Annotated in this window: 8 protein-coding genes; all 8 read right to left on the bottom strand. The window is 48.8% G+C overall.

Annotation, left to right across the window (positions count from 1 at the left end; translation table 11 throughout):
* Positions 1 to 142: 142 nt before the first annotated feature.
* The 8 genes from L1D21_RS16555 to L1D21_RS01230 all read right to left on the bottom strand — a co-directional run bounded on the left by L1D21_RS16555 (position 143) and on the right by L1D21_RS01230 (position 24,502).
* Positions 143 to 11,173: a VCBS domain-containing protein gene (locus L1D21_RS16555; RefSeq protein ID WP_239843405.1), complete on the bottom strand. Its 11,031-nt coding sequence runs from the start codon at positions 11,171 to 11,173 to the stop codon at positions 143 to 145.
* Positions 11,098 to 13,473: a VCBS domain-containing protein gene (locus L1D21_RS01200; protein ID WP_345773504.1), complete on the bottom strand. Its 2,376-nt coding sequence runs from the start codon at positions 13,471 to 13,473 to the stop codon at positions 11,098 to 11,100. The genes L1D21_RS16555 and L1D21_RS01200 overlap by 76 nt, the downstream gene beginning before the upstream one ends.
* Positions 13,418 to 15,646 carry a VCBS domain-containing protein gene (locus tag L1D21_RS01205; RefSeq protein WP_239843406.1) on the bottom strand — a complete coding sequence of 743 codons (2,229 nt, stop codon included), beginning with the start codon at positions 15,644 to 15,646 and terminating at the stop codon, positions 13,418 to 13,420. Before L1D21_RS01205 ends, L1D21_RS01200 begins: the two co-directional genes overlap by 56 nt.
* An 11-nt stretch (positions 15,647 to 15,657) precedes the next feature.
* Positions 15,658 to 16,983 carry an HlyD family type I secretion periplasmic adaptor subunit gene (locus tag L1D21_RS01210; RefSeq protein WP_239843407.1) on the bottom strand — a complete coding sequence of 442 codons (1,326 nt, stop codon included), beginning with the start codon at positions 16,981 to 16,983 and terminating at the stop codon, positions 15,658 to 15,660.
* Positions 16,980 to 19,070, bottom strand: coding sequence for an ATP-binding cassette domain-containing protein (locus L1D21_RS01215; RefSeq protein WP_239843408.1), 2,091 nt, complete (start codon positions 19,068 to 19,070; stop codon positions 16,980 to 16,982). Before L1D21_RS01215 ends, L1D21_RS01210 begins: the two co-directional genes overlap by 4 nt.
* Entirely contained in the window at positions 19,063 to 20,721 is a 1,659-nt protein-coding gene (locus L1D21_RS01220) for an ABC transporter transmembrane domain-containing protein (protein WP_239843409.1), read from the bottom strand. The genes L1D21_RS01215 and L1D21_RS01220 overlap by 8 nt, the downstream gene beginning before the upstream one ends.
* Positions 20,722 to 21,340: 619 nt before the next feature.
* Entirely contained in the window at positions 21,341 to 22,720 is a 1,380-nt protein-coding gene (locus tag L1D21_RS01225) for a tetrathionate reductase family octaheme c-type cytochrome (protein ID WP_239844162.1), read from the bottom strand.
* A gap of 69 nt (positions 22,721 to 22,789) precedes the next feature.
* The gene (locus L1D21_RS01230) at positions 22,790 to 24,502 is read right to left on the bottom strand and encodes a DUF3373 family protein (protein ID WP_239843410.1); all 1,713 of its coding nucleotides are present in this window, start codon (positions 24,500 to 24,502) and stop codon (positions 22,790 to 22,792) included.
* Positions 24,503 to 24,512 lie beyond the last annotated feature (10 nt).

A 24,512-nucleotide genomic window follows, 5' to 3' on the forward strand; every position in this document is an offset into this window, starting at 1 on the left:
CGCTATTTGGGCTATAAAAAGCCGATAAATAGCTTAAATTAGCAACCACATAAGACAAAATGGCCAATCCGAATACAAAACTGTATCGAATTGACCATTTTCAGTGCTGCTGAAACTCAGAGCTGCTAAAAGTGCCTTGTGGCTAAACCTGATTATGCATATCGTTTAGGGCGTTATGCAGCAGGTCATCGTCGTTGAGGCCAGTATCCAAGTTATCCGCCGCGTCATCGATATGGGCTAAATCATCAACCGCATCAGTCTTATCGTCATCGTCAGTTAATGGATTATCGAAGTGATCGACTTGGCTCACGTCCAGCATATCGGCATCGACATCATTACTGGCACTGGTTTGCACCTCTGGCAGATCCGCAGCACTTGAGCCGGTATCGGTACTGCCCACTTGCTGCGGCGTTAAGCCCACCATCTGTAGATAATGATCCACAGGCGAACTCGCTACTTGATCCGCCTGCGGATCACTCACCGCAGTGCTAACCACATCGGCGGCTTGATCATCCGCTTGAGCAACAGCTTGTTCGCTGTCAGCAGTATCAGCCTGAGCATCGGCTTGAGCGACAGCCTGAGCGTCTGATTGAGCATTAGCTTGATCATCCGCTTGAGCAACAGCTTGAGCGTCTGATTGAGCATTAGCTTGATCATCCGCTTGGGGGACAAACTGATCATCGGCTTGAGCAACAGCCTGATCATCCGCTTGAGCGACAGCTTGTTCGCTGTCAGCAGTATCGGCCGGAGCATCATCTTGTGCAATCAAGCTGACTTCATCTACCACATTTTCATCAGGCATATCGTGTTGCACAGGTGGTGCTGGTGGCAGTCCTGAAGGATTATTTATAATCACATTTGTCACGCCAGATGCATCAGTTTGTGAGCAATAGTACTCACTATTATCTTGTAAAAAAGCGGTATTGGTAGTGACACCAGTGTGTTGGTTGTAGAATTCAACGAGACTATTAATACTAAACATTATAGGTGTATTTGAGACTACAACGGCATCGGCAGTTCCGTCGCCATTTAAAGGTACATACCAATTACCATCAGGATCTTGCGGGATGACATTACCGTTGTGGTCCTTTAAGGTCATGCCCGTTACCATTGTATCAAATTTAATTGATTTTAGATGTTCGTTGGGATCGTTAATGGTTGTATCCCAATGCATCGCATAATGGTATTCAGTGACCACTGGAGGCGATTGTAGCCAGGCAGGCTCAGGACCAAAGATCATCTGGCCATCGCTGCCAACTATGCTTTCGACGTCCTTGATAATACTGTTTCCATTGAGTTTAACCTCACCATGGCCATCTATGGTGATACCTGGCTGGCTCATGAATTCAGCTTTGGTAAAACCTTGCAGGATCACCACATCAGTGCCGCCGCCGCCGTCTATCTGGGCTGAAATTTGACCGATGACTGGTCCTGATGGATTACTCTGAATTTGCCCAACGACCATGACATCATCGTCATTTTCAAGTTGGGTTTTCGACAGAACATCGCCCTTAATGACGACAATATCATGGCCTTCACCGGTTTTGAGATCGCTTTCAATATTGCCATCAATAAGCAGCTGATCATCGCCTCTTTTAAGATCGAGATCGCTAGTGAGAGAGGTATAGTGAAGTGTTTCTGCATTATCTGAAGCACCACCTACTAATGTCTGAGCAGTAGCAGTAGCAGTAGCAGTAGCAGGCGCGAGCAGCGTATCAAGATAGTTTGTTAACAACTCCTGTTTGGTTGGCACATTGTGGTTTTGCACTACTAAAGGATTTGCCAAATCAACATCAATTTGAATCTGTGGCCGTGCATAAATTTCATCGACACCTAAAATATCAATTTTGATCACTTGAGTGGTGCCGTCGACACTTTTAACGGTGAAGTATTCATGTGAAGCAGCGCCTTTATCCATATCCTGAATGGCAGTCTGGGTATTGTCTGCGGAGTAAGTCCAGTTACCATCTTCATGGATTTCCAAACTGCCAAACTTTCCTTGCAGCGCATTAGCCCCCAAGTGAGCAATAAATTTATCTTCACCCGGGTTAGGGTCTGTGATTGTAAGCTGGCCAGTAACCTCCAGCATATCGCTGCCTAATGGATTAGTATCTTCGGTGACATCAGCTGAGGTATCCCCGCCAATCACAGCTGGCACGCCGTCATCGGTACCTTGTATGGTGACCGTAATGTCGTGGGTTGTTCCATCTACCGATTTTACTGTCAGTGTATCAGTGAGCGACTCACCCGTATTTAAAGCCTGAATTGTTGGGTTGCTGTTATCGGCGCTGTAGCTCCAGTGACCAGCCGGTGATATTTGAAACAAGCCATAACCACCGGAACCGGCGGCATCAATTTGTGACATCAATTGCGCCTCACCTTTATCGACATCAATGATGCTCAGGTCTCCGGAGGTGGTGAGCTTGCCTGTACCGGAAACACCACTGTCTTCAGTGACCGTGCCTGTATCAGTTCCACTAATTTGAGCTTTATCGTTGGTGCCTTCAATAGTGATGGTGATGGTGTGCTGCGTGCCGTCGGCACTGGTCATGGTGAAACTGTCAGTTAATGTTTTACCAGCCGCTAAAGCTTGAATGGCGGGGTTAGCATTATCTGCGGCATACCACCAATCACCACTGTCTTTAACAGAGAATGTGCCATATCCTTTATCACTCGTGGTATCAGGTACTGCCTTGAATAATGCCTCGCCTTTATCCTCATCAGTAATGGCTAAACGTCCTGCTGTGACAAGAAGGTCAGGATTAACAATCTTTGTATCTTCAATCAGTAAGACTTGGTCAAGACCTGTGATCACAGGTGCATCGTTAGTACCTGTGAGGTTTATAACAAGCATTTGTGTATCAGTATCACCTGTTGGATCAGTCACTGTTATCGGTATGGATAATGGCAGGAGCTCGCCATCTTTTAAGTATTGGTAGTCAGAATGAGAGGGATCGAAAGTCCAGTGACCGTTTTGATCAATGCTAAATCCTCCAATAACTAAACCTCCATTTGAACCACCACTATAGAGTAATGTACTGCTAGCATCGTCCACGTCGGTTGCTTTGATATCGCCCGAGAGTAGACCGCCATCTTCTACCGCGCTGACACTATTAATAGGGTCAAGCACAGGAGCATCGTTGACATTGTTAACCACCAGATTAAAGGTACTAAAGGTTGTTCCCCCGTGCCCGTCACTGGCAGTGACTGTGATGGTTTCCGTTCCCACGTAGTCCTTAGGCGGTGTACCGCTTAAGGTACTGGTACTGGCGTCAAAATTGACCCAAGTAGGTGCGCTTGTCACACTCAATGTCAGGCTGTCGCTGGCATCTAAATCCGCAAACGTATCGGCAGGCACTGTGAAACTGAAACTTGTGTCTTCGTCGATAGTCTTAACTGTCAGAGCATGCGACACCGTTGGCGCATCGTTGGTGCCTTCAATGGTGATGGTAATGTCATGGGTTGTTCCATCTACCGATTTTACTGTCAGTGTATCAGTGAGCGAGTCGCCTTCACCAAGTTGCTGGACATCTGTATCGGCATTGTTAATCGAGTAACGCCAGGAACCCGCACCATTAATAGTGAGTGTGCCGTGAGCTCCCAAGACAGTGTTTGAAATGAAACGATTCTCGCCTGAATCAAGATCGCTGACGGTCAAGGTGCCTGAGGCTTCCAGAGGCCCTTCCTCCTTAACAGATCCCACATCGACACCGGCAATCTTTGCTACATCGTTGGTGCCCGTCAGGTTGATGACCAAATCTTGCTGAGCAGTTAGGTTACCCGAATCGGTCACAGTTACTGGGATGGTCAGAGTTTGTGTTTGGCCATCGGGCAGCGATTGGTAGGCGGCATCTGACGGGTCAAACATCCAGTTGCCATCGGCGTTGAAGGTCAGGCCAGCAACCGGGTTGGCAATGGCATAAGTTAAAACATCGCCCGTATCCGCATCGGTGGCGGTAATGGTACCGGTGGCGTGTTGCCCATCCTCGGTCACAGTGACCTGGCTGATCGGGTTTAACACCGGAGCATCATTGACATTGTTCACCACCAGATTAAAGGTACTAGAAACCAGAGCGCCCTGACCGTCAGTGGCAGTGACTCTGATAGCCGTTGTACCGACATCGGCGTTATCCGGTGTACCGCTGAAGGTACCTGTTTTCTGATCAAATGAAAGCCAAGCAGGCAAACCTGTCGCAGTGAGAGTCAGGCTATCGCTGGTGTCTAAATCCGCAAACGTATCGGCAGGCACTGTGAAACTGAATGCGCTGTCTTCGTCGATAGTCTGATCCGTCAGAGCATGCGACACCGTTGGCGCATCGTTGGTGCCGGTAATGGTGACTTCAAGCAGTTGCTTGGTGCCATCGAGTGCGGTTGCTTCAAATGTGTCGATTAAGGTTTCACCCTCGGCTAATGCCTGAATTGCTGGATTAGTATTGTCTAAGGTGTATATCCAGAAACCACTCGACATCACTTCAAACTCACCAAAACCACCTAAACTGGTTTGATATGCTTCAGCCTTAAATTGCGATTCACCCGTATCAGCATCGGTAATGGATAAATTACCAAATGTGATTGACTTGGTGTCTTCTGTGACATTTGCAGTGGAGACACCACCGATCACCGCTGCATCATTGGTACCGGTTAAATTGATATCTAAATTTTGGGTGGTCGAGTCACCATGACTGTCTGTCGCTGTAATTGTAACCGTGATGGGTAATGGCGTTCCTTCTGGCAGACTCTGATATGTTGCATGTGAAGGGTCAAAACTCCAAGAGCCATCGGGATGAAGCGTAAAACCGTCGACCTTAGATGCAATAAGTGTGACTCTGTCGCCATCAGGATCGGTAGCATTAATCTGTCCTGTGAGGATTTTGCCATCTTCCTGAGTCGATCGGCTACGCAGACCACTTATGACTGGCGCATCGTTAGTCCCTGTAATGGTTATTTCAGCAGTACGCTCCATACTTTCGAGCTGGCCATTGGCAACACCATTGACGTCATACCTTAAGAATATCTGTTGGCTATCACCCACTGCGAGCTGATTAAACTGCGGGCTATCCGCATCCACTAACAATGTTTTACCATCGGCGCTCAATACAAATCCATTGGGTGCCTGGCTGCTAAAATGCGTGCCGTCAAGTGAATAGCTGAGGCCGCCAGCAACAAGACCGGCGGTTCCAGCTATTAGATCGATTACCTGTGAACTTCCTTCGTCGACGGTTTCCGTTAATCCGGCTGTTGCCGTTAACTGAGTACTTGTCGATAAGCTGTTACCTGATTGATCGTGAGTGATTGCATCTACCTGCCAATTATGAGCCCCAGGTGTGAAATGCAGATCGTTATGGTCAATCGTTAATGACCATTTGCCACCCGAAACCGTTGTGTTTAAGGCGCTTGTTGTCCCCGGATTGAGTGCATCCTGAATATTGATTGTGATCTGTTCACCATCAGCAACCCCAACTACCGAACCTACAACGGTGATCTCACCACTGGAGATTTGATAGGAACTGGTTTGCCAGTTAGCGCTGTGACCAGGGAAATGACTACCATGCTGTGGATGTCCGCCAGTGGTAACCATTTGATCGGTTAGCGCATTGTCGACACTTTCGATGGTGATCATCGGCGTTGGCTGGATATCAATAATCGCATTGGCAGTGGTTTGGGTTATACCATCACTGACTTGAATAGTGATAGGTACATCATCCTGAGTAACGCCCGGCACTGTGGTTAAGGTCCAATAACCATTTTGATCAACAGAAAACGAACCATAAGCGGGATCGATATCGACAGAGGTAATGGACAGTTGGTCGTTAACATCAACGTCGGCTGCGCCAATTTTGCTGAGCAAATCATTATCCAAGAAGCTGATGATTTGAGTATCATACATGCTGCCAAAATCATGGACTTGGGCATTAACCGTCGGCGCGTCATTAGATCCGGTTATTATCAGGTGGATAGTCTGAGACGTACCATCAATACTTTGTACCGTAATAGAATCAGTAAGCTTTTCGCCTTCACCTAACTGCTGGATTGCGGTATCTGCATTATAACTGGTGTAGGTCCATCCGCCTGTTGAGTCGATATCCAATGAACCAAAAGCGCCCGGAATCGTTCCTGCAGTAAACGCCGCCTCACCGGCATCAACATCTGACACCTGCAGCTGACCCGTTGCAGATAACACGTTATCTTCAACAACAATTCCAACACTGACACCAGAGATCTTGGCTGCATCGTTGGTGCCTTCGATGGTGACCGTAATATCATGGGCTGTACCGTCAACCGAATGCACGGTCAGCGTATCCGTTAGCAAATCCCCCTTGGCCAGCGTTTGAATGGCCGTATTGCTGTTATCCGCCGTGTAAATCCAGCCACCGGCAGGCGAGACCTGGAATTCCCCGTAGCCACCAGAGCCCACTGCACCAACCTGTGATACCAGCTGAGCTTCGCCAGCATCAAGGTCGACGATATTCAGCATGCCTGAGGTTGAAAGGGTATTGCTGCTCGAAACATTAATGTCTTCTGTCAACGCTCCGGAATCCTGCCCACTAATCACAGCCTCAACACCGTAATCATGCAGTGTCGTAACCGTGGTCTGATTACCGGCGTTGTCCTCGGTGGTAACACTGCCTTGAATGATGGTAGTAGCATCTGCAGCCAGATCGGCACCCGGCACGTCGATGCTGAAATGCCCACTGGCATCAGCGGAGCCGCTAAAGGTTTTGCCGTTAACCGTCAGTTCAACAACATCACCAGCACTGAACTCACCGCCAACCATACCCGTGACTGCCACATTAGCGCCGCTTTCGCTGGCGCTCAGAGTGTCATCAGCGGTGACTGCATCAATCGTCAGCGTCGTGCTTGGCGCGGTAGCGTCCACCCCAATAGCCAAGGGTTGCGAATCCGAGGCGACGGAGTCTGCAGGACCCGTTGCATGAGCGGTAAAGGTGTGGAAACCATCGCTAAGCGTCGGCGTCACCACACTGAATAAACCCTGTGCATCGGAGTAGGTGCTGGTAATCACCTGACCGCCTTCAGAAATTTCAACCAGCGAGAACGGAATACGGGTTGAACCAGTCAATTCGGGAGTATTTATGTTTGTTTCGTCGTCCGTTGAGGAGATACCAGAGTCACTACTGGCCGCCAAATCCAATGTCACATCATTTGGCTGAGGTGTGCTCGGTGTACTACCGACGCCGGGTGGTGTCGTTGTCAGGGTGGGAGTGGCATTGACTGTAATGGTCACTGTTGGCGCTCCACCTGTGACCGTTGGTGCTACCACATTAGCCGTTGGATTGAAGGTTAGGTACTTAGTATTTGTGCCACCGTGACCGTCAGAGACAGTCACTTCGAAAACGTCAGTCCCTTGGTAAACGCCAGTGGTAGTATCAAAGGTCATACCGACCGCATTCGGGTTTAGCGTATAGACATAATCGCCAGTACCCGCATCAACACTGAGGCTGCCAAAATTCCCGGTACTTTGAGTCACACTGTAGGTGTGGGTATCAGTGGTATCGACATCGGTTTCGGTGAGGCTGCCCGCCACGTTTGAGGTTTGTGAAAAACTCAATACCGGGTCGTCGTTAGTACCTTTCAGGGTGACGGTAATTGTATGTTTAGTCCCATCGATACTCTGAACGATGATTGAATCGGTTACTTGCTGATTTTCTGCCAGTGCTTGAATCGCCGGATTGGCATTATCGGCAACGTAATTCCAGCCTCCTGCAGGAGTAACTGAAAACTCACCGTACTGACCATGGCCTGCTGCGCCGGACACTACTTGGAAAGATGCCTCGCCCGCGTCGATGTCTGTCACCTGCAATTGTCCCGAAGCACTGAGGTAACCCGTATTCGTCAGGCCCTGATCTTCCGTCACTGTCATCTGGTCGTTACCAGTGATAACAGCTGCATCATTGGTGCCTTCGATGGTGACAGTGATAGTGTGAGCGGTGCCATCAATACTGGTGACGGTTACGCTATCCGTTAAAGGAGTTGCCCCTTCACCCAAAGCCTGTACAGCTGGTGAATTGTTATCCACAACATATTTCCAGGCCCCATCAGCCAACAACATAAAGGAGCCGAGACCGGCACTTCCCTGTCCAGTGAAAAACTGGAACGAGGCTTCGCCCTGATCGACATCTGTTACCTGCAGCTGACCCTCTACAGATATTTGGCCCTGAGTTACTGCTGTATCTTCTTTAACCAATCCGCTGGATACACCCGAAATCGTAGCGCTGTCATTGGTGCCGGTAATTTCAATAATGAGGTCCCGGGTGTCCGTGGCCCCTGCTGCATCTGTTACCGTAACCGGAATGGTCAGGGTTTGCAGTACGCCATCGCCAAGCGATTGGTAGGTGGTGTCGGCCGGATCAAATGTCCAGCTGCCATCGGGTTGCAGATCAAATCCAGCGTTTCCGGAGCCACCACTGTAGGTCAGCGTATCGCCGGTATCCGGATCGGTAGCGGTGAGCTGGCCTTTGGCCAGCTGGCCATCTTCATCGACCGATACGGTGTTGATTGGACCTAACACAGGTGCATCGTTGACGTTGTTGACGGTCAAGTCGAAGGTGGTTGATACAGTCGAACCTTGTGTATCGGTATCGGTGACAGTGATTTGGGTTGTGCCCACATCATTGTTTGCCGGTGTGCCGGAAAATGTGCCGGTTGACGAGTCGAAGGTTAGCCACGAAGGCAAACCTGAAACAGTGATGGATTGCGTATCTCTAGTATCAATATCACCAAAAGTATCGGAAGGAAGTGTAAAGCTTTTCGCTGCATCTTGCGTAGCGCTCTGGTCACCTAAGGCATGATCTACGAATGGCTTGTCATTAGTCCCGTTGATCTGAATAGTAATATCTTGGGTCGTGCCATCGGCAGTCTGCACGGTAACAACATCAGTTAATTTGTCACCAGCGCCTAGATTTTGGATTACATCCGCACTGTTATCTAAGTCATAGGTCCAGCTACCTGTAGCATCGATGCTAAGAGAACCATAGAGCCCCTTTAGCGTATCAGGCTGAAACTCTGACTGACCCGCATCAGCATCCGCAATGGTCATCACACCAGTAGCTTGGGTCTTCTTATCTTCAGTAACCACACCCGCGAGATCACCACTGACAACAGGCACATCATTGGTGCCGGTGATGGTGACGGTGATGGTCTCAGTGGCGGTGCCATCGCTGCTGGTGACCGTGATCGTGTCGGTCAGCCCCGGGCTATTGGCGCCGAGCTGTTGCACCGCTGGATTGGTGTTATCTAAATCGTAAGTCCAGCCACCGCTTGCATCAATCGAGAAACTGCCGTAACTCGCCGCAGTACCGGTTTGTGCTGCAAAGCTCGACTCGCCCTTATCGACATCGGCAATCGTTAACTGACCGGACGCTGAAAGTGATGTGTCTTCGGTGACGGAACCGGTACTGACACCCCCAATGCTCGGGACGTCATTGCTGCCCGTGATTTTTATGGTGAGATTGGTTGTGTCGGTCGCGCCCGCGCTGTCGGTCACTGTCACTGGTATCGTTAAGGTCTGACCCTGTCCATCCGGAAGGGATTGATACGCCGCATCCGACGGGTCGAATGACCAACTGCCGTCGCTGTTAAAGGTCAGCCCATCCACTGACGACGCAATGCTGTACTTTGCACTGTCGCCTGCATCCACATCGGTGGAAGTGATGACCCCTGAAGCACTCTTGCCATCTTCAGTTACATATACTGTTGAAATCGGGTCAAGCACCGGCGCGTCGTTGGTGTTCGCCACATTTAAATTAAAGGTGGTCGATACACTCGCGCTTTGGCTGTCGGTGGCCGTCACGGTGACTTGCGTGGTACCGACATCGCTGTTGGTCGGTGTACCACTGAAGGTCTGGGTAGCAGCATCAAAACTCAGCCAGCCGGGTAGGCTACTGGTTGAGAAAGTTAATGTATCACCCGTATCAATATCCGCAAAGGTGCCCGCAGGCACGCCAAAGCTGAAGGCTGCGTCTTCATCCACCGNCGGTGTACCACTGAAGGTCTGGGTAGCAGCATCAAAACTCAGCCAGCCGGGTAGGCTACTGGTTGAGAAAGTTAATGTATCACCCGTATCAATATCCGCAAAGGTGCCCGCAGGCACGCCAAAGCTGAAGGCTGCGTCTTCATCCACSGCTTGCGCACTGATGGCCGTGGCYGTCGGTGCGTCATTGGTACCGATGAGGTTGATCACCAGATCCTGGGTGTCGGTCGCGCCCTGCGAGTCGGTGCCGGTGACAGTCACCGTCAGGGTTTGCTGCGCGCCTTCCGCCAGCGACTGATAGGCTGCGTGGCTCGGATCAAAACTCCAGCTGCCGTCGGTGTTCACCGTCAGGCCGTCCACCGGGTTGGCNGTGTCGGTCGCGCCCTGCGAGTCGGTGCCGGTGACAGTCACCGTCAGGGTTTGCTGCGCGCCTTCCGCCAGCGACTGATAGGCTGCGTGGCTCGGATCAAAACTCCAGCTGCCGTCGGTGTTCACCGTCAGGCCGTCCACCGGGTTGGCAATGCTGTAGGTGATTGAGTCGCCGGTATCGATGTCGGTGCCGGTCACCTGACCCGTAATCGCAGCGGCATCTTCTTTTACGGACTGAGCCGCGATGCTGTTCATTACCGGTACATCGTTGGTGCCGGTGATGGTGATCTCCAGATCCTGAGTATCTGTGGCCCCCGCCGCATCGGTGACGGTCACTGGAATGGTTAACGTCTGCGCCTGACCGTCCGCCAAACTTTGATATGCGGCATGACTAGGATCGAAGCTGTAACTGCCATCGCTGTTCAGGTTAAAGCCTGCCACTGTCGCACTGGTGCTGTAGCTCGCGCTGTCGCCGACATCCGGATCTTGAGAGGTGATCGTGCCGTTGACGATGTTGCCGTCTTCATTGGCAGTAACGCTGCTGATCGGAGCCAGCACCGGTGCATCGTTGGTGTTGTTGACCGTCAGATCGAAGGTGGTGCTTACCGTTGCGCCTTGGCTATCGGTCGCCGTCACCGTCACTTGCGTTGTGCCAACATCACCGTTAGCCGGTGTACCACTGAAGGTCTGGGTAGCAGCATCAAAACTCAGCCAGCCGGGTAGGCTACTGGTTGAGAAAGTTAATGTATCACCCGTATCAATATCCGCAAAGGTGCCCGCAGGCACGCCAAAGCTGAAGGCTGCGTCTTCATCCACCGGGTGTCGGTCGCGCCCTGCGAGTCGGTGCCGGTGACAGTCACCGTCAGGGTTTGCTGCGCGCCTTCCGCCAGCGACTGATAGGCTGCGTGGCTCGGATCAAAACTCCAGCTGCCGTCGGTGTTCACCGTCAGGCCGTCCACCGGGTTGGCRATGCTGTAGGTGATTGAGTCGCCGGTATCGATGTCGGTGCCGGTCACCTGTCCGGTAATACTTGGCGCATCTTCTTTCACCGACCGTGCCGCGATGCTGTTGAGCACCGGCGTGTCGTTGGTGCCGGTGAGGTTAATCACCAAATCCTGGGTATCGCTATCGCCCGCGGTATCGGTGACTGTGACCGGAATGGTCAAGGTCTGAGTGTCACCTTTGCCCATCGACTGATAGGCCGCGTCTGTTGGGTCGAAGGTATACGAGCCGTTACTATTGAGTACGAAGCCGGCCACGGTTGCAGTGGTGCTGTACGTAGCGGTATCACCGGTATCGATATCTGTCGAAGTGATGTTACCGCTAGTCACATTACCGTCTTCGACGGTAGTCACTTGCGCAATCGGATCCAGCACCGGCGCATCGTTGGTGTTGTTGACTGTGAGATCGAAGGTGGTACTCACCATTGTACTCTGTGAGTCGGTGGCGGTAACTGTAACCTGCGTGGTACCCACATCGCCGTTGGTCGGGGTGCCAGTAAAGGTGCCGGTGCTGGCATCGAAGCTGAGCCATGCAGGCAGTGTTGAGGTACTGAGCGTTAAGGTATCGCCCGTGTCGATATCGGCGAAGGTGCCGGCTGGAATACCGAAGCTAAAGGCGGCGTCTTCATCCACTGCTTGCGCACTGATGGCCGTGACCGTCGGTGCATCGTTGGTCCCGGTCAGGTTGATGACCAGATCCTGGGTATCGGTGGCACCGGTTTGATCCTTGCCAGTCACGGTAACCGTGATCGTTTGCTGTTGGCCATCGGCCAGAYTTTGGTAGGCCTGATTACTCGGATCGAATGACCAAGAGCCATCGGTATTCACGGTTAAACCGTCTACAGGGGTAGCAACTGAATAAGTAATTTGGTCACCGGTATCGATGTCGCTGCCGGTGATGGTGCCGCCGATAATGGTTGCATCTNTTTGGTAGGCCTGATTACTCGGATCGAATGACCAAGAGCCATCGGTATTCACGGTTAAACCGTCTACAGGGGTAGCAACTGAATAAGTAATTTGGTCACCGGTATCGATGTCGCTGCCGGTGATGGTGCCGCCGATAATGGTTGCATCTTCTTTGACGGACTGCGCAGCGATGCTGTTGAGCACCGGATCATCGTTGGTGCCGGTAATAGTGATCACGAGGTTTTGCGTATCGGTAGCACCTGAACCATCAGTAACTGTCACCGGAATGGTTAGCGTCTGCGCCTGACCATCCGCCAAACTTTGATAGGCCGCATCACTCGGATCAAAGCTGTAGCTGCCATCGTTGGTGCCGGTAATAGTGATCACGAGGTTTTGCGTATCGGTAGCACCTGAACCATCAGTAACTGTCACCGGAATGGTTAGCGTCTGCGCCTGACCATCCGCCAAACTTTGATAGGCCGCATCACTCGGATCAAAGCTGTAGCTGCCGTCCGCATTTAAGGTAAAGCCCGCCACCGTGCCTGCCATTGAGTACGTCGCGGTATCACCCGCATCAACATCTTGTGATGTGATGGTGCCGCTCACTACCGCACCGTCTTCGATAGCAGTGACGCTGCTGATAGGGTCAAGTACCGGGGCGTCATTGGTATTGTTCACAGTCAGGTCGAAGGTGGTGGTAACTTGAGCGCCTTGTGAATCTGTCGCCGTAACGGTGACTTGTGTCGTGCCGACATCACTGTTGGTCGGCGTGCCCGTAAACTCGCCGGTTGTGTCATCGAAGCTGAGCCAGCCAGGTAAGTTTGAAGCGGACAGACTTAGGGTATCTGTGGCATCCACATCACCAAAGGTGCCGGTGGGAACAGTAAAGGTAAACGCGGCATCTTCGGTGGCCGCCTGGCCGGTTAAGGCCGTGCTGACCGTCGGTGCATCGTTGGTCCCGGTCAGGTTGATGACCAGATCCTGGGTATCGGTGGCACCGGTTTGATCCTTGCCAGTCACGGTAACCGTGATCGTTTGCTGTTGGCCATCGGCCAGACTTTGGTAGGCCTGATTACTCGGATCGAATGACCAAGAGCCATCGGTATTCACGGTTAAACCGTCTACAGGGGTAGCAACTGAATAAGTAATTTGGTCACCGGTATCGATGTCGCTGCCGGTGATGGTGCCGCCGATAATGGTTGCATCTATCGTTGGTGCCGGTAATAGTGATCACGAGGTTTTGCGTATCGGTAGCACCTGAACCATCAGTAACTGTCACCGGAATGGTTAGCGTCTGCGCCTGACCATCCGCCAAACTTTGATAGGCCGCATCACTCGGATCAAAGCTGTAGCTGCCATCAGCATTGAGCACAAAACCTGCAATTGTTGCGGTGGTGCTGTAAGTAGCAGTATCGCCAACATCGATATCGGTTGAGGTAATTTGACCGCTGACAAGAGAACCGTCTTCTACCGCTGAAACGCTACTGATCGGATCGAGCACCGGCGCGTCGTTGATGTTGTTGACCACCAAGTCGAAGGTACTGGTAACGGACGCACCTTGGCTGTCGGTAGCGGTGACGGTAATCGCTGTGACGCCCACATCGCTGTTGGTTGGCGTACCGCTAAATAAGCCTGTGTTAGCGTCAAAGTTGAGCCAAGCAGGTAAGCCACTGGCGGATAGCGTTAGTGTGTCGCTGGTATCGACATCGGCGAAGGTGCCACTGGGTACAGCAAAGCTGAACGCAGCATCTTCGTCGGTAATTTGGCTTTGTAAAACGGCGGTAACGCTGGGCGCATTGTTGCTTCCTGCGATGGTAATACTGATCTGCTGCTGGGTGCCGTCGGCTGATTGCACCACTAAAATATCGGTAAAGGATTCACCAACACCGAGAGCTTGAATGATCGAGTTTGAGTTATCGGCAGTGTATGTCCAGTAACCTGTTGCATCGATAGCTAAACTACCTAATTGTCCTTGGATGGTTTCGGCGACGAAATAGCTTTGGCCACTATCAGGATCTGTGATGCTAAGCTGACCATCGGTATGCAGGTTGCCAGCTATGAGGTTCTGACCTTCCACTAAAGAGGAGCTGAAAATGCCGTTGATGGTGGCAGTTTGATCGGTACCATGCACATCAATGGTGACGGTTTGGCTAACGGGTTGGCCTGAACTGTCGGTTGCCGTTACCGTGAAGATGTCACTGGCAATATCGCCTGCATTGAGTCCTTGGGTGTTGGCCGAGTTGTTGTCTAACAAATACTGCCATTGGCCGTTTGCATCGATAGATAGTTGACCATAGAGCCCTGCAGATTGATCCACTGCCCATTGAATACTATCGCCATTATCTGGATCGGTTGCGACTAATATGCCTGAAACCGTATCAATACTTCCTTGCTCATTTAGGCTGGCATTATGCACGCCGCTTATCTGCGGCAGGTCATTGCTGCCATTTACCACAACATCTATAACCGTATTAACTTGATCGCCAATACTGTTGGTTGCTGTGATGATAAATTGCTCTGTATGTTGCTCACCTGCGGCTAAGGCATTGGTTGCCGTGGCACTATTGTCTAACTGGTATTGCCATTGACCGCTGTTTTGATCTAATACAAGTTCACCAAATTGGCCTTGAGTATGATCAGATGACCAGATCACTGTTGCACTTTTTAAACCACGCGCGATTAGGTGGCCGCTAACGGTATCGATGGCGGCATCTTCGGTGACATCTTGGCTTGGTTGAGCATCGACCTGTAGTTGTGGCTTATTGGTGCTACTGGCTTGAATCGCACCGGGTTTCATGGCTGGGTTAGGTAATGGCGTAATACTGCTAACAGCTTGATCTGCCACCATAGTGATAGTAAACGCCACCTGATCTGAGCTTAGCGAATGTGCAATAGGCGTTAATGTGGGTGTTAGCGCTGGTGTTAACGGTGCATTAGATCTAAAACCTGAAAAATGCTGTATTCCGGTAGTTTCAGTTGAACCTTCTTCTTCAATGATCTGTTGTTTTGCTAATTCGGTTTCATCGGCTGTGGGGGATTCTGCAGCCGCTGCTACTTCAGTTTCGCTAGGCGTTTTTTCAGCTTCGCTACTGGCGATTTGCGTTGCTGTATCATCGTCAAGCTCTGGAGTAATCAGCTCATCTTGTTTGGCTGCGGTTGCACCATGAGTCGTTTGCCAAGATTTATTGGCAACAAGATCTTGATTAAAATTGCTTTTAATTTTTGAGCTTTGCAGTTCTTTTGTTTTTAAACTCTCGACATCTTTATCGAGTTGTTTAGCCTTGCGCTTTGACTTTTCGTCATTTTTTTTGGCTTCAGCTTTGGCTTTTAAATCGGCTTGTTTTGCCAACTCTTCAGCTGTTGGATTTTGCTTTTGACTCATAGATCTTGCTCCTAACGCTCACCAAAGGCTTCTGTGACGTTGGTAAATACGGGTTTCCACAAGTATTGGAATACAGTTTTGTCACCTGTGACGATGTCGGCTTCGCCTGTCATCCCGGGGATGAGCATCAATTTGCCTGGTTCGTCACCAAAATAGGGCTTTTCGATGGCTATCTTCACCTTATAGTATACGCCACCCTTTTCATCGGAGTCGGTACTGGGTGAGATCCGCTCTACAACACCATCAATGGCGCCATAGCGGCTGTAATCGAAAGCATCAATTTTGATTCTGGCTTTCTGCCCTACGGTCACAAAACCAATGTCTCTAGGTGACAATTTGGCTTCGAGTAAGGCGGTAGGTGTGGTGGGGACAATAACCGCAACTGTACCTCCGGGCTGGATAACACTGCCGGAAGAGTTTGTGGGGATAGATTGAATTATGCCATCGACGGGTGAGATCACTGTGGTCTGTTGTACCTGTGAATCGGACGATTTTAAGCGTGCGATAACACCCAGTAATTCGGCCTGAGCCTCGGTACGTTTTTCAACAACCTCTTTCCGTAATGTGGCTTGTTTTTGTTCGAGCTGCTTTTGTAAGTTCTCAATATTACGATTGAGAACAGCTTCTTTACCTTCCAGGGTTTTTAGCTCGCGAACGTAAGAGTCTAGTTTTTGTTGCGACTCTAGCATGGTTAATTTAGAAACTGCCTGAGCTTCTTTAACCGAATTCATCATGTCTAAGGTTTGGTTAGCCGACTTAATCTGGTTTTTTAGTGAAGGCAATTCTTGCTCAAGGCTGTTTAATTCCGCTTTAGACTTGGCGATATCTGATAACGAAAGCTCAATGATAGCTTGTCGCTCTTCGTTCATTCTGATCAAGCTTTGTCGATGCTCGTTAACCAGTGTTGGGTAGTCAATCAGGTATGCGTCGAACTTGGCATCTCGCTGTTCGATGAAGGCGTTATATCGCTCTATTTTTAGCTCTAAGTTGGCTTGTTTACTGAGTAACTCTTCGGCTACGGCTTGGCTGTCTGTGGCTACAAAGTTAGCCACCACATCGCCTTTTTTAACTAAGTCGCCTTCGGCAACCTCAATCGAGGCGATAGTGCCGCCCACTTGGCTTTGGATCACTTGTCTATGGCCCAAAGGCACCACTTGTCCTGGCGCTACAGCGATCTCTTCGATATTGGTAAATACAGACCAAATAAACATGATCAGAACGACACTGGCGGTAAACAGGGTGATTTGTTTAATCGCCTTTTTTTCAGCTGGCGCTTCAATGGCTTCGGTAAATTCATGTTCTGGCCATGAACGGTGTGTTAGTTGGCGATCATTCATTTTGAAGTCTCCGGAATCGATGTTGCAGGCACGTCAGCATTCTCTGCTTCTTGATTAGGAATTGGGCCTGCATAGACCACTGCGCCTTTATCTAAAATAACTACTTTATCAGCCTGTTGTATAAGCTCTTGATCATGGCTGGTAAATAAAATTGTGGTGTTGCCTTTGAGTTTTTTAAGGGTCTCTATGAACGCTTTTTTAGAGCTGGGGTTACGGTTAGCAATCGGTTCATCGATGACCAAAAGTTTGGATTGTTTTAACAAGGCTCTGGTTAAGCTGAGATAACCTCGATAGCCGCCTTCGATGCCAGAAAACATATTGTCCTTATTGGATAAGACTTCAGTATCGATATCGTTATCTAGAGTCTGTAAGAAGTGTTCACCACCGGCATCAATAATGGCTTGGCGTAACTCTTTATCGGTGGCATTGGGTTTAGCCAAACGTAAGTTATCCGCTATGGTGCCGGGTAAGAGTTCACTGGCGTCTGAGCCATAGCCTACCCATTGACGAAATGCTTCTGGGTCATATTGTTTGAGGTTTTTGCCGTTAATGGTCACATAGCCCGCTTGGGCATCGATGAGCCCGATAGTCGATAGTAATAATGAGGTTTTACCACAACCATTGGGGCCAATAATGGCCACAATTTCGCCAGGCTCAACATCAAAACTCACCCCTGATAAGGCTGACTCAGTATCTGCGCTGTAACGAAGCGTGAGGTGTTTGACCGAGATAGCAGGGGCTTTATCCATGTTTGGGATATCTAATCTAAGATCATTAAACTCAGTCGTCACTTCCATAAAACGGTCAAATTGCTTCACCGAGTTATCCATCATGGAGAGTTTTTGGCGTGAAGAGAACGCCATCTGCGCTGGGCCAGTAATGCGCCAAATCAGCATCACACAAGCAATTAAAGCCCCTGATGAAATTGTCTGATTAAGCACTAAGAAGATGCCCGAGAATACCGTTGCTAGGGCAGTTAATAGGCCCATAGCATGAGCTACGGCTTGCTGTAAGCCGCTACGCTGCGCGTACAAGAAATTTTGTCGACTATTTTCTTTGGTACGGCGCAGGAACTGGGTATACCAGCCTTCGGTATCACCGGCTTTTTTCAGATCTAATAGATTACGTGAAAGTTCGCTCAAGCTGTTTTGATACTCAGTACCGATCTTAGGTGCGGCTGATTGAGTAAACTTATTTAGCCCTTTCATTATCAGGTAGAACAACAGCAACATCACCAGAGGAACCAAGACTAACCAACCACTTAATGCCGCTATGGTAATTAACGCGATTAGGGTAAATGGCAGGTCGATTAATCCCGCGCCGCCAGGCCCTGAAATTAGGGTACGGACTTTCTCTGCATTACGTAGACGCGACAGATGGTTATAGACACCGACCCGAGACAGAATGGTCAGCGGCATACTGAGTAGGCGGTTAAAGGTGATGCCTGAGAGATCTCGTGCAAAACGGTTACTGGCCACCGACACCATATATGCTCTTATTAGCCGGCTTGAGATAAAGATAGCCAGCGCTAATATCGCACCCAAGGCGATTTCGGGCAGAATATTCGGCGCTTGTCCACCGATAACACGGTCATAGACCACCATAGTAAATATTGGAATGGCCAATCCGGTCACGCTAGACAATAAACTTAACCAGAAAATTGGTTTAAACCATTTTTTCCGTTTCTTTAAATGGGAAGTAAATAAACTGACTTTTTTATCAGCCGAAGGCAGACTTTCGATGATAAACACACGCCCGTCGGTTGGTAGTGTCTCTAAGGCTTCCCATTTGCCGTTTTCGGCTAAATATTGAAACTTTTGTTCGCTGCGACGTGCCACACAAGGCTCGCCCGTTTCAGGCAATAAGATAAAAGGATACACAGTATGTATCAGCAGGTTTTTATCTAAAGTGTGCACATTGATTGCTACATGATGTTTTTTCAACAAGATGTAGATTTCGAGATGCGAAAGGCTCTCTTTTAAATCTCCGCTCTCAATATTGCTCGCCTGTACGCTTAAGCCTAACTGTTTGAATAGGTTAACCAGTAACGATTTGGGGCAGTGGCTTTGGTTTAATGCGCTATCCATTAATTGCCCCCTTGTTGGCGGTCATCTTGGCGTGACCTGATTGCGAGATATCGATGATGAAGTCGCTGACGTTGGCTATCTCAGTAAAGTAAGAGCTGATAAGAATGGTCATTTCACCTTTCTGTTGCTGCAGTAGTGACAATAAACGTGCTTGAGACTCAACATCGAGCGACACCATAGGCTCGTCGAGTAGCAGTATAGAGGGTGATTGTGAAAGGGCTCTTACCATAGCTATTAATTTCACGGTTCCCTTATTGAGCAGCTGATTATTGTTACCACCGACAATGGTTTGATAGCCAGAAGGCAGTTGTGCTATGACTTCTGACAAACCTAATTGGTGTGCTAACTCCATGGCGTAGGTGTTTCTTTCATGCCTGAATAGGGTCAAATTATCAAGAATCGAACCATTAAATAGTGTGGCCCAAGGTGCGACATAACAGATAGATTGGCGATATTCATTAGCGTCATGATCTTTTTGTGCAACACCTGCAATGGTGATTTCACCTTGTTCTACCTGCTGATAAGCGCCAATTGTGCTAAGCAATAAACTGGCATTAGTAAGCGGGTTAGATCTGAGTGTCACCATAGTTCCGGCAGGGATCTCAAGATTAATATCTGTCAGTTGTTTATTCGGCTGTTGGATACTTACTTGGCTGAAGCTGATGGGGCCATGGGGTAATTTTTGTTGGTATTGGGTTTTACCATTAAAAGATTCTTGCGGCGCAGCAACCAATTGGTTGACCTCATCCATGGCACTTTGAGCCGAGATAAATTTGGCTCGCAGACTGCCTATGGCACTTAGAGGCGCGACGGCACGGCCCGCGAGAATCGAACAGGCGGCTAATCCACCCGTGGTGAGGTCGCCATTTAACACTTCAAAACAACCGATCAACACTAAAGCTAATGTAGTGGCCTGAGACGCACCTTGAATAGTTTCTTGCAGATGTGAAGAAAGCCAATCTACTTCGGCCTGTTGTGCAAGACGTTTATGATTGAGCTCTTTATAGGTGTAAGTAATACGTGACTCTAGCGCCATCGCCTTGGTGGTGCTTAGCCCAGATAACACTAGCATTAGTAAACGCGTAAACTCGTTTTCGCTGATGTTGAGTTCTTTAGTGGCTACGGTGAGTTTTTGGCTGATTTTCCACACTCTAAACCCTGCAATTAACCACACTAATATCGGAATAAACACTAGCGGGCCGCCGATATAGGCAACGAGCGCGAGGAAAATGAGCACGAAAGGAAAGTCCATCAAGGCTACAGCCGCTTGGCCTGAGTAGATTTCTCTCATGGAACTAATACTGTTGAGGCCGTGGAAAACCTTACCTGTGCCTAATGACTCGATATGGTGATAATCGGCTTTCAGTAAGCGCTCAACCAGCTTCTTAGTCGATTGCAATTCGAAGTTAGCCGCCGATGCACCCAACAGCCAGCTGCGAGTGTAACGTAATAAAAGTTCGAGCAAAATCGCCAAACTCACGCCGATAACTAATACCGTTGCCGTACCATAACCTTCATTGGGAAGGATACGATCATAGATTTGTAAAATCGTAAAAGGCAGCGCTAGCGACAACAAATTAATCAGTGTCGACGACAGAAAGAGCTCGGTAAACGACTTATTTTTAAATAAAAGACGAAACGATTGAGTCATTATTTTTGGGCCCAGGACAACATATCAGCCTAAATTACCTATTTATACAAATTTTCATTCGTTAACATTACCATTAACAAAAAGGTGTGTAAATCTGACAAATCATTCTAATTTATATATAAAAATCGGATTTTAATCATCCCTACCTCCTTTTGTTATCATGCAAAGATTGTACAGTTTTAGATGTGTTTTAGATCACTATTTACATGGCAAATCGATGACGATTTTTTAATAATCAAGCTAAATGTAAATGCTTTGAAAAATATGTTTGATGTCCCTGTAGTGGGTTGTTTTAAATATCATTAGCGATCGCTTATGTATTAACAAACTGTTTTCAAATTATTATTAGTTTATACAGTTAATACAATTGCTTAGTATTTATGCTGCATCTGTTTCTGATAGGTTGCGAAATGTGTTGATTTATAATTTATATTAACTGCATAACTACCCAGTTGGTTTGTCGGTAATAAAAGGCGAATTGAGAGTTCAGTTAAGACTCCTGAGAGGGGGGATCACTGAAGATTTCTATGGTATCAAAGGGATTATACGGATTGGCATAATATGGCTCTGGCGAGTGTCAGAGCCATAGTGATTATCAGAGTCACGTGAAGTTGAACGCTTATTTAGCGTGACGCTGTCCTTGTTTGTGTTTCATTGGGTCAGCTTGGTAACCTAGCGCCTGCCAATCCATACGAGTGCCTTTGTTGTGGCAGTCGTTACATTGCAACGCTTGATCTTTAGGTGAAACCATATGGTTGATTCGCCACCACATTTCGGTTGCAGCAAAACCATGTTCACCACTGTAGCTTATGCCTTTTTCGGCGAGGGCTTGGTTTGCTTCCATACCTAGTTTTGCGGCTTTATCCCAGTCAAAGTCTTTCCAGTAACCGCCTTTACCATAGACCTTGGCAGTGACAAAAATGTTTAGTTTCTTGTCATAAATCTGCTTGCCTCTATGTACTTTAAAGGGGTAGATCTTGGCCTTAGGATCTTGGATGTCGCCCAGTGGTGTACTGAGTTTGGTCACCTTGCTTGGATCCATCTTGTCACCCGCCATGTAGGCATCGGCCTTGCCGTTATACCAAGCGTATTCTGGTTGAACCATCTTTTGCCAAACGAAACTGCCTTTCTTTTTCATAAAGGTATGCTTGCCGTATTCGTCTACGGTTTCTGGCTGATCACTGCCTGCTGTTGACCAATCCCAGCTCATCTTAGTGGGCTCGTTACGAGCGAAGAAAGGAATATGGCAAGTCTGACAAGCCACGCTGGCAGTATGGGTGTTGAGACGTTTGTTACTGTGCGGCGCGCTATCATGACAGTTTTCACAGCCAATATCGTTAGTGCCACCTGGCGAGACACCCATGGCATTACCACTGATTTGGTGTTTCTCGGTGGCATGACAGGTTTGACATTGGAAGTCATTACCGTCGCTATCCATGTGAACGTCGGTTGTCTTGTCAGGGTAGGCCATAGATGAGTCTAAATCACCATGTTTAACCGCATCACCGCCGCCACCATAAAAGTGGCAGGTTCCGCAGTTATCTCGTACCGGAGTCCCCACATTTTGCGCCACACGTTCCAAGTTTACTTTAGCCAAGACTTCGCCTGCACCGGCGGGATCTTTGACATAAGTTCCTGTGGTGTCATGACACACAAGGCAATCGACCTTGGTCATATCGGTAAAGTCGAAGTCATTGTCTTTCCAACCATAGCCAGCATGACAACTGGTACATCTTGGTTCATTTCCTGAAATAGACGTACAGAAGTTATTGATGGCATTTTTCTTGCCGCGTTTAACGGTTCTTCCGGGTAATTCCTGTTCAAGTTCCCAGGTCCAGTGGGAGGATTTCATAAAGTCTTTAGCATGTTCTTCATGACAGCTAATACATTGCTGTGTTACTTGCGAACCTTGAGTAAATGGCCCCTGTAGCACTTGCTTGTGTGGATTTTCGGCGGCGGAATTAAAGCTGGCGACGGCTAAACCCACTGCGGTAATCATCGAAACAAAATAGAGTCGTGTTTTCATCGAATAGTCCCTATCCTCGGCCGAAGCCGAGGGAGTGTAGATTTAGAAATTAACCACTAGCGATGCGTTAACATCGTAGGCAGTATCGACAACAGGCAGCATGGAATAAGCGGTGCCTTGAATGACATCATCTATCTTCTGCGGAGCCCCCACAGGTGTCCCACTACCTGTGTACTCATAGTCGTAATAGAGTCCTGCGAGTTTGATGAACATTCGAGGGTTGATATCAAACATATAGTAGGCTTCTGCGACGTGACCACGGGTAGCTAATTTACTGCCAATTGGGTCATCTTGAGCTTGTGTAAAAGGTGTCCAATACTTGGAGCCATAGTTATATTCCAAGCCGAATTTACCGTACGGGGCTGGGATTTGAATACCCACATAAACCCCATAACCATCTTTGCTATCGTCACTGTCGGCCGCACTTGGCATCATGATTATTTCACTGCCATCGGCATTCAGCTGTGCTTCGAATATGGCATCACTTAACATGCCGCCAAACATACCGGCATTGCCGTTACCTTCGGCGCGCGTCCAACCTAGAGAGGCGAAGAACTTCATCTCTTCATCACTTTCATAGGCATAGCCAACGCCACCTAAGTACATATCGCCAATGACACCGCTAGGCTGAACTCGGGTTTGGAAGTTGAAGTTGCTGAACTTTTGTAAGTCTTGATACATGGTGGGAGCAAAAATTCCCGCCAATTGAGTTGGAAATGCCATGGTGCCTTTAAAGCCATCGTTGATGTCTTTGGCGCCAAACAGGGTGAATTGCAGGAAGTGATTACCATCATTGATGGCATCAATATTAAAACCACCAAGGTGAGTATCTTTAGTGACTATGTCACCAAACATTTCACCATTACCCCATTGGGACTCGAAACCTTGGCCATAGCAGAAGCGCACTACTTGGCCTTCGATACCTGTGATATCGCCCAAGTTATAGCCAAGGGTGGCACCGTCGAAATTGAAGTTCACTAAATGGCCTGAAGGTGTACCGCCGCGTTTTTCGTTTTCTCTATAGTGGGATGGTGGGCCGTAAGTCGAGGGGCGACGACCGATAGATAAGTAGGTATTTGATCCACCGATGTTTTTCCAGTCGAAATAGGCGCGTTCGACTCTGAGCCAATCGCCGCTAGTGTTGCCGCTGCTGGTGCCGTCCATAGTAAATGAACGCCAAGAATCAAACACTTGGGTGCCTGTTGAGTCGCCCCAGTTTTTATACATACTGAGTCGCCCGGCAAATCCAACATTGTCCCAAACCTTAGCTTTGAGGTTTAGGCGCAAACGAGTGGTATACAAAATATCGTTGTCGATATCTTGGGTGTTACTTGGGGCTAGGACGTAAGGCATTACACCTTGCAACATGCCACTTTGAAATGCGCTAGCCAGCGATGGATTTGCGGCTAACATCTGTCCTAATGGTGAGTCTGGATCGCTGGGCATACCAAAGGCACCCGACATAGCTTTTTGGCCAAAGTCGTTGAAGTCGACTTTGATCGCTGGATTCCAGGTGACATTGCGGTAATGGAGTGAATGGGCTTTTGTTCGAAAATCACCGGTGATTTCGAGTCTATCGAGGGAAGTGTGACGTTCGTTTTTATCTACACGGCTATTTAGATCTTCGATTTCTTCAGATAATTCTGCCAGTTGTTGTTTGAGTTGGTCGATTTTTTGTTGTTCTTGCTCTGCGCTATAAACGCTGCCAGAAAACGCTAACGCATTGGCAATTAATAGTGAAAGTAGAGTACGCATTGGATCTCTC

Source organism: Shewanella sp. Isolate11 (genome assembly GCF_022398315.1).
Taxonomy (GTDB): Bacteria; Pseudomonadota; Gammaproteobacteria; order Enterobacterales; family Shewanellaceae; genus Shewanella.